This is a genomic window from Cupriavidus sp. SIMBA_020 (genome assembly GCF_046535395.1).
Classification (GTDB): domain Bacteria; phylum Pseudomonadota; class Gammaproteobacteria; order Burkholderiales; family Burkholderiaceae; genus Cupriavidus; species Cupriavidus campinensis.
Map to the genome: position 1 here is coordinate 1 of NZ_JAWRWU010000785.1, position 265 is coordinate 265.

Sequence of the window (265 nt, forward strand, 5' to 3'; positions counted from 1 at the left end):
CACGGGTCAGGCCGTCCTTCGACTTGAAGTGATATAGCACGCTCATCGGGTCGCAACCGACCGACTGCGCGAGCTTGCGCACGCTGAACGCGGCTTCGCCGACCTCTTCGAGCAGCGCGAGCGCGGCCGCGACGATCGCGTCCTTGTCGAGGCCGCGCGGGCCTTGGGCGGGTTTGTCTTTCATGGGGGCGGTGGTGGCGTGCGACTGTCAGCTTGACGAAAGCATATTCTACGCTGTAGAATTATTTCTGCGGTGTAGAAATTG

At 61.5% G+C, this 265-nt stretch carries 1 protein-coding gene; it reads right to left on the reverse strand.

Annotation, left to right across the window (positions count from 1 at the left end; genetic code table 11):
- A partial coding sequence (locus SB751_RS31495; RefSeq protein ID WP_410749211.1) for a TetR/AcrR family transcriptional regulator occupies positions 1–184 on the reverse strand: 184 nt, incomplete at its 3' end.
- Positions 185–265 lie beyond the last annotated feature (81 nt).